Raw genomic sequence first — 4,925 nt, 5'->3', positions numbered from 1 at the left:
CAAAAATATATTTCTTATTTTTTAATAATTTTTTAAAAGCTTTTGTCCTAAAAGTTAAAACAGTCACAAACACTGATTTTACTTGGTCTACAGCGGAAAAATATTTTTTCAATACGAAAGTTTAGGCGGTATTATACGAAAGTTTAGGCGGTATTATACGAAAGTTTAGGCGGCATTATACGAAAGTTTAGGCGGTATTAACGAAATTATAAATTGTATTTTTCGTTAATGCCGCTTATTATTACCTAAATGGTTAGTTAAAGCGAAATATTGTGATATGAATAGCGATGAGATGACGCAGTTCCAAAATAATCTACGAGAGTCTATAGGCGAGTCTTATACGGTCAAAGTAGATAAGAACTTAAGCGAAAAAGAGCGTGATGAACTTATCGCTCATGTGAGAAGGACAGTAGGTGATAATGATGCCAATATTCTTATTATTGAACCTGTTATAGAACCAAAATTTGATTTTAATTTCAATTTGATTACCTCAAATACTAAAGAAATCAAACCACCACGGAATATCAGTGAAGTTGAGAATAAACCCAAGCCAATTTATAGTGATAAATGGCTGGTGATGCAAAACCGTTTATTAAATGCTATCTCGGATTTGGACTTGAATGAGCGGCGTCTGATTATGTTTTTATCGCCATTAGTACGTAAGCATGTAGAAAGCGACCCTGATGCCAGAAAACGAATGTTTACGGTTAATGCCCTAGAGTTCGCTCATGAATATAATTTAGGAAAAAAAAGTATTTACCGTACCTTGGCAGAAGTTGCTGATAGTATGCTGCACAAAGCGTTCTTTTTTTGGAACTTTAAAAATAACGAACGAACGCATAGAACTGGAGTGTCTTGGCTTGTTCAGTGCGAATATAAGGAAAACGAGGGACAGTTAGAAATTATATTGGCCGATACGGTGATTGAGATGCTGTCAGTATTCGACCGTGAAAATCCGTTTACCAAGTGGGAGCGGCATTGGATTATTAATCTTGGCAGTTATGGCATGATTTTATTTGAACTAATTGCCAGTTGTATGTTCCAAGATCACAAAAAGAAGACATATACCATTGACTATTTGCGTGAAAAATTTAATTGCGTTGAAAGTTATTCCGATTTTTATAATTTTAAACGCTATGTTATCGATAAAGCCATCAGTGATATTCATGCGCACACGCCTTATCAGATAACCTATACTCAAAAGAAAAAAGGGCGGGTGGTGAGTGAGATTGTGTTTAGTTTTGAAGATAGCAGTCAAGCCAAGGTAGAGGCTAAGCAGTCAAAAGTGTTGAAGAGTGATCTGAACCCTTTTTCAACTAAAGGTCTAAGCGACGCACAATTAAAGCGCATTGTTCTGAATAAAGAATTTATAGCCAATTATAACCATCTGGTCAGCTCCACCAGTCTAGCAGGCCAAAATGAGGCAGAGTGGGCAATTGAGATGGTCAAAAGACTAAAGACGGATTCTTCAGTTTTCAATAAATGTCCTATTCGTGATTATTTAGAATATGCGTAAACTAATAAAAACATCCTATTGCTGAGTGGTTAGGTGCTAGCCTTGGCAGTATTAAGCCACTAGGGTTCTCTAAAAAAACCAGCACTATTAGCCCAAGTATTACAGCCAAATTTAGGGATAGAGCCAAACAGGCGCTAGTTATTAATAAATGATAGTAATGCGCTAGAAGAGTACTTAACTGATCATTAGCCATAATCTAACGATTACGACCTCAAGATTGCTTGAGGTTTTTTTATACCTCTTATTGTATTATGTTATATGTTGTATTATACTACATACAATAAAATACAAACGCTACATATCTACTCATACAAAATTAAGGACAGTGATTATGGCCATTACTACACAGCAAATTCATGCTATTGCTGATCAACTGCATGAACAAGGTATCAAACCTACTTTAGCCGAAGTGCGTAAGGCGCTGGGTGGTGGATCATTCACGACCATCAGTGAAGCCATGAAGTCTTGGCGTCAGGATAACCAACAAGAAGAGCAGCTAAGACAGGTTGAGCTACCAAGTGGCATTGCTGAACGCTTACAAACGCTTGGTGCGGATATGTGGCAGACGGCCATTGATATTGCCAATGATCGTCTGGTTAAAGAACGGGAAGCTTTAGAGAGTATTAAGGCCAAGTCGCAAGCTGAGACAGACGAGGCACAAGAAGCGGTTAAGACACTAGAGAGTGAGCAGACTGATTTGTTAGGGCAGCTCGATGAGGTCGCAGCAACCGCAGAGGCAACGGCTATCACCGCGGCTCAAGTGACTTTTGAACGGGATACGCTGACACAGACACTTAGCGATGCTCAGCACCAGCTGGAACTTGAACGAGCTAAAACAGCGGCAGCTCAGGCTCAACTTACTGATCTGCGTAGAAGTTTTGATCAGCAATCAAAAGATCTGAGTGCCAACATATCAAAGGTGGCCACGCTTGAAGCCACTGCTAATAGCGATAAAGCAGAAATTGCACGTCTGCAGGCAGAACTGACAGCGACTAAGGATGAGCTAAAGACAGTAACTACTGAACGCAATGAGATAGCGACTGACACAGCAGAAGTCAAAGGAGAGTTAAAGGCTATAATCGCTGAGCGTAACAAACTATCAGGACTCAATGATCAGCTGACTCAAACACAAGCTAAGCTTGAAGCTGAGTATAGCGTATTGAATAAGCAGTATAGCGAGCTATCAAGCCGTCACCTATCAGAGCAAGAGAGAGTGACTGTGTTACAAGATCAACTTCAGAAAGCACAAGATGAGCTGATACTTATTCAAAACAAAGATAATGCTTTGGATGCTGATTAAATAAAAGTATTAGAGGTTTCAAGATAAAGAACAGTTATAAGTGTGGGAGAGACTTTACCCAAGGCATAGATCCTGTTCTATTCACACTAAACTTATGAATCAACCATGACAATATCGACTCACTGAATAAGTGACTATTGTATAATAACTATTCTAATTTTTTCTCTTAAGTCTTATAGTATATAGACTAGTGTGCTATATACTACTTGAATTAGCCTAAGTAAATTTATGCTGATTTTGGAGCCTTGAGCAGATTTCAAGGAACACTCACCCTAAAGCGTTTATGAGTAAAAAAATACTCACAAACGCTTCAGTGCATTCCTTGGATTTGATGTGATTAGTCATGCCGACTTCATCGCCCATCGCATCATCAAGACCGTATCACTGTATCAAGCTACGGTTGTTAAGATTACGGCTGATAGCACCGCCTAGACACGCTCTTAACCGCTACTGTGCTGTCATACGCTAGCAAGGGCCCAAACCCAATATACCGCTACGATATGCACGAGTAACCACTCATTGCGTTGCTCTGATCCTTTGTCTAGTCACCCCTGTAGGGAGCTCACCCTTATGTCAAACGCAGTCGTCGCCGAGGCCTGCCACCCATTTGACGGGTAACGGGTACAAAGAGAGCAGCACGAGGATGTAACGAGCGAACAAGCGGTTTATTAAAATGTATAGTGAATAAGGTTGATATGAAAGCAGTTTTTGGATAAAATGCACCTACACGGGCATTTAATGCTGTTCAAATAACGCACTGCGTATGCTTATTTGTTCGTTACAGGGTGTTGACGCACACTGTAACCGTTAATTACATTAAAAACTAAATGCCTCTAGGAGTCAACTCCCAGAGGCATTTTTTTGTTTGTCATGCAGACTAGTTTTTTGATATCTGGTTTTTCGTTGAATTGCTTAGGCTTTTTTTGTCGTCATCTTAGCGTAAGCAATTCAATTATTATGAAGTTAGCACATCCTCACAAGACGTTAAGTTCCGGACAATATTGGGTCGGTTCATATTCTGAAATACAAGTCGTGGCTAAGTGCTGCCGTCAGTTGATTGCTGAGATGTCTCAAGAATTAAAGAGTACTTCTGGGGCAGTAACTATCTACCTATCACTATAAAAAATCGCCTGATTTAAAATCAGGCGATTTTTTAGGCTGTCATATCCTTACTTAATAATGATAACGGCACTGGACGATAATGATCGCATCATCTTGAATTTCATAAACCAGCCGATGCTCTTGATCAATTCGACGAGACCAGTAGCCTGCAAGGTCATGTTTGAGTGGTTCAGGTTTGCCAATACCCTTAAATGGGTCACGTTTGATGGCTTTAATCAGCTTACCGATCTGTTTGACTTTCTCTTTACTGGTTTTTTGCCAGTACTCATAGTCCTCCCACGCGTCTTCCGTCCAAGATAGTATCAAGCGTCTACCTCATCATCAAAAGTGAGGGGTATATCTTTGGTATCAATCTCACGTTCAATTAAGCGACCAGCTTTAGCATCAGCAATAGAGCGTCTGAGACGCTTGGCATTGGTAGGGCTGCTTAAAAGATGCAGTGTTTCCTCATACGAGTTAAACTCTTCTAAACTCATCAATACCGTCGGTTTAGCATTTTGTCTTGTAATTAATATCGGGCCTTTATCGGTGTCTACCTTATCGATATACTTTGCTAAGCTCTTTCTAAAATCAGTGTAGTTCACAACGTCCATAATAATTACTCCACGTTTAATTATGTTGGTTATATGACCTATCATTATAGGTTAAATACTACACTAGTATATACTATATACGTACCTATATCTGTACACATTTTAGTAAAAAGCAAAGGGGTAATTTGATATGTTCCCATGCATACCTTTTAAAACGTACATATGAAAGCTGACATATTGATCTTGGTTTAAACTGCTTGGCACGTTTTCCGCATTATATTGTCGAAACAACCAAATTACATATATGAGTATATGAGTATATGAGTATATGAGTATATGAGTATATGAGTATATGAGTATATGAGTATATGAGTATATGAGTATGTGAGTATGTGAGTATGTGAGTATGTGAGTATGTGAGTATGTGAGTATGTGAGTATGTGAGTATGTGAGT

Annotated in this window: 4 protein-coding genes; 2 read left to right on the top strand and 2 right to left on the bottom strand. The window is 39.0% G+C overall.

Annotated elements, in window-relative coordinates; genetic code table 11:
* Window positions 1-277 precede the first annotated feature (277 nt).
* Both JMX82_RS14025 and JMX82_RS14020 read left to right on the top strand, forming a co-directional pair.
* Window positions 278-1,516, top strand: a complete 1,239-nt coding sequence (locus JMX82_RS14025; RefSeq protein WP_201540988.1) for a replication initiation protein — start codon at window positions 278-280, stop codon at window positions 1,514-1,516.
* 331 nt (window positions 1,517-1,847) lie between these two features.
* Window positions 1,848-2,816 carry a DNA-binding protein gene (locus JMX82_RS14020; RefSeq protein WP_201540987.1) on the top strand — a complete coding sequence of 323 codons (969 nt, stop codon included), beginning with the start codon at window positions 1,848-1,850 and terminating at the stop codon, window positions 2,814-2,816.
* 1,173 nt (window positions 2,817-3,989) lie between these two features.
* Here the strand turns inward: JMX82_RS14020 and JMX82_RS14015 are convergent.
* Both JMX82_RS14015 and JMX82_RS14010 read right to left on the bottom strand, forming a co-directional pair.
* A complete protein-coding gene (locus JMX82_RS14015) occupies window positions 3,990-4,244 on the bottom strand; it encodes a Txe/YoeB family addiction module toxin (RefSeq protein WP_045456466.1) in 255 nt (84 codons plus the stop codon).
* The gene (locus tag JMX82_RS14010) at window positions 4,241-4,531 is read right to left on the bottom strand and encodes a type II toxin-antitoxin system Phd/YefM family antitoxin (protein ID WP_045456463.1); all 291 of its coding nucleotides are present in this window, start codon (window positions 4,529-4,531) and stop codon (window positions 4,241-4,243) included. The genes JMX82_RS14015 and JMX82_RS14010 overlap by 4 nt, the downstream gene beginning before the upstream one ends.
* Between the last annotated feature and the right edge of the window lie 394 nt (window positions 4,532-4,925).

Origin of the sequence: Psychrobacter sp. 1044 (assembly GCF_904846525.1) — a bacterium.
Classification (GTDB): domain Bacteria; phylum Pseudomonadota; class Gammaproteobacteria; order Pseudomonadales; family Moraxellaceae; genus Psychrobacter.
The sequence above is the reverse complement of the archived record's forward strand: the minus strand, read 5'-3'. Positions and strand labels throughout refer to the sequence as shown.

Bases quoted from the DNA above. Each gene is read 5' to 3' on its own strand.
- JMX82_RS14025 (WP_201540988.1), top strand. From the start codon at position 278: ATGAATAGCGATGAGATGACGCAGTTCCAAAATAATCTACGAGAGTCT.
- JMX82_RS14020 (WP_201540987.1), top strand. From the start codon at position 1,848: ATGGCCATTACTACACAGCAAATTCATGCTATTGCTGATCAACTGCAT.
- JMX82_RS14010 (WP_045456463.1), bottom strand. From the start codon at position 4,531: ATGGACGTTGTGAACTACACTGATTTTAGAAAGAGCTTAGCAAAGTAT.